Source organism: Aminobacter sp. P4_D5, assembly GCF_056401815.1.
Genome location: NZ_JBFUIP010001302.1, coordinates 1 through 536 on the forward strand (window position 1 = coordinate 1; position 536 = coordinate 536).

A 536-nucleotide genomic window follows, 5' to 3' on the forward strand; every position below is an offset into this window, starting at 1 on the left:
GGTCGCGGTCGTGATGCAGGCCGATCACGCCGCCCTTGCTGCCATTCCAGACGATCACGTCCGGCTTCGCGTGGCTCAGCAACTCGGCCGCCCGGAGCATGCCTTCGAGGTCATAGCTGTCGGGAAACGGGTCGCGCCCGCCATGGACGGGGATCCGGGAAAAGATGGGCAGCACGTCCAGCCGGTCGCGCAGCAGAGCCTGCGTCACCGCCTCCACCACCGTGTTGCCCGAGGGCGTGATGGTGGCGAGGATCCTGCCGCCGCTGAGGTTCATCCGCGCGCGAGCGAGAGCAGGGCGGAGCGCGGCGGCACGCCCGGCTCGAATTCCGGCCAGCGCGTGGAGGGGCGGTCGAAACTCGCGCCCCGCTCCGCGCCCGGCCGGCGCGCGATGGTGAAAATGACCTGGCCGTCCGGCGAGGCGGCGGCGCCACCGATCCCGGCCGCCCGCGCCGCGCCATAGATCGGACGCGTGCCGGCATTGTCCATGAGCCAGAGCGTCTGCGCCGTCGGGCCGACCACGCCATCCGTGTCCGTGC

General features: G+C 72.2%; 2 pseudogenes. Both read right to left on the reverse strand.

Annotated features, from left to right (window positions below):
• Positions 1-274: pseudogene (locus AC1DWF_RS38060) on the reverse strand (maleate cis-trans isomerase family protein); the annotation flags it as partial.
• Positions 271-536, reverse strand: a pseudogene (locus tag AC1DWF_RS38065) (hypothetical protein); the annotation flags it as partial. The pseudogenes AC1DWF_RS38060 and AC1DWF_RS38065, both read right to left, overlap by 4 nt.